Source organism: Blautia sp. ZXY-1-B12, assembly GCF_056339915.1.
Window position 1 is genome coordinate 1 of record NZ_JBWJVP010000034.1, and the last position, 3,669, is coordinate 3,669.

A 3,669-nucleotide genomic window follows, 5' to 3' on the forward strand; every position below is an offset into this window, starting at 1 on the left:
ATTGCGCGGAAAAGATCCATGGCAGAGGTTGCTACCAGATAGATGTTGTTCAGCGGTTGTTGAATAACTGTGATATCTTTTTCAAGCCCCTTTGGAGCCTTTTTTCCCTCTGGAACTACAAGAAACTGTCCTTCCTGATCGATAGTAATCAGAGCATAGCCATCATTGTAATAGTCTACGCTGAATTCTTCTGCGTAGGAAAGTTCCATACTGTGGTCATAGGTAAGTCCCGGGATATCCACAGGAGTTTTTGCATTGTCTTTATCTGCTGCGTATGCTGTACAGACAGTGCATATACAGATAATAAATAATGCAACTGACATAAAACCGATAAATATTGTTTTTTGCTGTTTCTTTATTATGTTTTTCATCTTCATAATTGTTTCTTTGTTTGTATGTGATTATTTTGCTGTTTTTTCTGCTTCTTTGGCAGTTGTGGAATCAAAATTTAAGGTGTAGTCAATCTCGTGAGGCTCACTCATTGCTACTGTATCTGCTGTTACCTCCATCTCTGCATCAAATACGCTGACAGGGATTTCAAAAGTGGAGTTTCCGTCTTTATTAACCGGCTCATATTTCTCACCATCCACAAGCATATAATCATAGTTCGGACTGCTCCATACGATAGTTGCTGTAGCTTTATCGCCTTCTACATTAATGGCTGCAGGAGAATCAATGGTTGCTCTTCCTGAACCGCCTGTAAGAGTTACATCCATGGTATAGTCGCCGTCTTCAAGATTCAGATCTGCCAGAGTCTTACCTTCACTTGTCTTACTGTCTTTCGCATCTTTGTCTGTGTCATCTGCTTTGGAATCTGCATCTTTATTTTCTTTATCATCTTTTTTTGCATCTGTATCATCAGATTTTACAGGATTTTTGACACTTACCTTATGGTCATACCATTTTCCTTTTGTTCCGATCAAAGCTACATCGAATTCTTCATCAATTGCGGGTACCGGGATATCAAATCCATATACTTCCTCACTCATTCCATCGCTGTATGTAACAGTATCTGTGGTTGGCTCAAGAACCTCTGCCCCGTCTTTCTGTGCATCTTCTGCCTTTCCGACGAAAAGGTTTACAATTTTCTTAGAAGCAAGGCTTACATGGATAGTCATCTTGCCCTCCTTTACTGTAAGGGTTCCTTTTCCATCGTTTGCTTCATTTACATGGAACATTCCGCTGTCTGTATCAAATTCTGCTGTGTAGGTGCCATCCTCTAATGTATCACTCTTGGATGCATCTGTTTCTTTATTATCTGTGTTTTCTGAATCAGCATCTTTTGCAGTTGTTTCTTCTTTATCAGTGGTTTCTTCTGTTGCCGTATCAGTATCTGTCTTTGCAGCAACCGGGCTTGTACCGATCAGAGTAGCTGAAATAGTAAGTGCTGACATTAATAATGTAAATGAACGTTTCTTCATGATTATTTCTTCTCCCTTATCTTCATATTTTTTATAGTTTTTTCTATCGTGCTGTTCAACCCATCTGCTGCAGAGCAACAGGCTTTTGAACAGGTGATGGCAAATATATTATAGTAATTCCAGAAAATAATGCAATTAAGACAGTTCCTCTGGATCTTTCTCAGATGTGCGCACGTTACTGTGAACGGAATGAACAGAAACGTGCGAACTGTTTGCAGTATTTTATGGAATTGCTATGACTTCTTTTTTTCTTATCATATAATATATCTGCCCGGAAACTTTTGCAAGTTCTCCGGGCAGTTTATCTTGTTTGAACAATATTTTTTATTCAGCGTCAGCCTCTGCAGTATCAGCTGTTGTCTCAGCTGCGTCATCTGCCTGTGCATCGTCTGCACTGTCATCTGTTGCTTTGGCATCAGTATCTTCTGCTGCTGCATCGTCAGATGCTCCAAGAGAATCAATTGCTGCTTTTGTATGAGCCACATACAGATCTTCTACTGCTGCGATTCTTCCAAGACCTGCGATCTGACAGTCAACACTGTCGAAATCACCGGATGCCTCAAACTGAGATTTCCAGGAATCTGCATCATCACCAGCCATATCATTGTTAGCGTGGTCTCCGGCAACAACCATCAGAGGACGAAGGATTACATTCTTGAATCCTGCTTCTTTTACTTTCTCGATAACCTTGTCACATGCTGTGTCTTCCGGTTCTCCCTCTACAGTTCCGATGAAAGCGTTTGTGAATCCAAGATCATCCATCTGTGTCTGCATCTGGTCATAGGTTACGTTAGCTGTATGGGATGTACCATGTCCCATGAATACAAATGCTGTGCCTGCATCTGCTGCTGCTTTCATATCATCAAATCCAGCTTCCTTGCAAGCTTCATCTGTGATCGCCTGAGCAACTGCTTTCTTGTCATCATTGATCACTGTAGCGTCATCACCAACTTCACCGAGCATTGGCTCTGCAATTGCAACAGATTCAAATTTGTCTTTGTATCCATCAATTGCCTCTGTCATTTCATCATATTCTGCACCATGCATCAGATGTGTCGGCTGTACAACAAGATTCTTAACACCGTTAGCTACTGCACGGTCAAGAGCCTGCTGCATATTATCGATTACTTCATCATCTCTTGCCTGTACATGGTTGATGATGATCTGTGCTGTAAATGCACGTCTTACTGACCAGTCCGGATATGCTTTTGCAAGGGGCATCCTCGATTCCTTTGATATCCTCTGCACGGCTGTCGTTGAAGGATGTACCAAAACTTACTACAAGAAGTTCATTCTCACCAATCTCATCCTGGTTACGAGGATCATCTTTGGAAGCATCACCTGTGTCACGTCCAAAGTATTCAGGGCTTGCTTCTTCGCCTGTTACCAGTTCTTTCTGAGCATCTGTAAGTTTGTCCCATGCTTCTTTTGCTGCTTTGCAGTCTTCGTCAGTTGTGTCTGTTCTTTCCTGAACATAAATCTTATCGATCAGGGCACCAACTTCGTCTGCGGCTTTCTGATCATCATCAGAAGCTTCTGTTGTATCATCAGATGCTTCCTCTGTATCTGCTGCATCTGCATCGTCTGCAGCTGCTTCTGTGTCATCTGCAGCCTCTTCTGTTGCTGCATCATCAGATGCAAAAGCAACTGTACCTGTTGCTGCTGTCATGGAACAAGTCATGGATACTGCCAGTAATAAGGCTAACATGGATTTTCTTTTCATTTCGTTTTTCCTCTTTTATTTCTCGTATTTCCGGACAATTGTATGCACAAAAAAGGCAACTGCATATTCTGCAGCTACCGCTTTCCCATAAATACATGGTTTATATGTACCAGATATATCTGTAATTTCCGATTCTGTCTGATTCATTTAATAAAAGAGCTATGTATCGTTATGAGAATACAGGTTCTGTATACCGCAGACCTTAAATTCTACGCCAAGGCAGTTCTCCTGACTTCGATCATCGCTGTTTCTCCCTTCCCGGTTTCCCAGTGGTTTCTGAAAAGCAGCTCCCATACACAGTGACGGTATCGCTCCGGATTCTCACCGGATTCTCTTTTGCACATCAAGTACGATGCAACCTTTGCGTTATAACATTGCACATATTCAATTCGGATATTCTTTTTTTATCACATTTTAACAAAAATGTCAATACAATTCGTGTATATTTTCCTTTAATGTTTGGCATTAGTGTTACTGTTCACTCCGTTCACAGTAACGTAGCCAAAATTCATTCCAGATTGCCTG

Annotated in this window: 1 protein-coding gene, 2 pseudogenes and 1 riboswitch; all 3 genes and pseudogenes read right to left on the bottom strand. The window is 41.3% G+C overall.

From position 1 onward, the window contains the following. Positions 1 to 377: pseudogene (locus tag AC075L_RS02995) on the bottom strand (ABC transporter substrate-binding protein); the annotation flags it as partial. Between the two features lie 24 nt (positions 378 to 401). Next, complete coding sequence (locus tag AC075L_RS03000) at positions 402 to 1,421, bottom strand: hypothetical protein (RefSeq protein WP_020993880.1); 1,020 nt, start codon at positions 1,419 to 1,421, stop codon at positions 402 to 404. A gap of 324 nt (positions 1,422 to 1,745) precedes the next feature. Continuing rightward, a pseudogene (locus tag AC075L_RS03005) lies at positions 1,746 to 3,144 on the bottom strand (sirohydrochlorin cobaltochelatase). Positions 3,145 to 3,345: 201 nt separating this feature from the next. Further along, positions 3,346 to 3,522: riboswitch (cobalamin riboswitch) on the bottom strand. Positions 3,523 to 3,669: the final 147 nt, after the last annotated feature.

Bases quoted from the DNA above. Each gene is read 5' to 3' on its own strand.
- AC075L_RS03000 (WP_020993880.1), bottom strand. From the start codon at position 1,421: ATGAAGAAACGTTCATTTACATTATTAATGTCAGCACTTACTATTTCA.